General features: G+C 63.0%; 1 pseudogene. It reads left to right on the top strand.

Annotated elements, in window-relative coordinates:
• A pseudogene (locus tag RRF55_RS29055) lies at nucleotides 1-216 on the top strand (exopolyphosphatase); the annotation flags it as partial.

Raw genomic sequence — 216 nt, 5'->3', positions numbered from 1 at the left:
CGCGTACCTGATCGAGCACTCCGACCTGGCAGGCTTTTCGCGCGAGGATCAGCAGATGATGGCCTTGCTGGTGCGCGGCCACCGCCGCAACATCCCCAAGGACCGTTATGCCGAGCTGGGGGATGATGGGGTCAAGCTGCTGCGCCTGTGCGTGCTGCTGCGCTTTGCCATCCTGTTTCATCACATCCGGGGCACGCAGCAGATGCCCAAAGTCGA

Source organism: Klebsiella sp. K47 (genome assembly GCF_051858335.1).
GTDB classification, from domain to species: Bacteria; Pseudomonadota; Gammaproteobacteria; order Enterobacterales; family Enterobacteriaceae; genus Klebsiella; species Klebsiella pneumoniae.
Note: the sequence above shows the minus strand (reverse complement) of the source record. Positions and strands in the feature narration are given on the sequence as shown.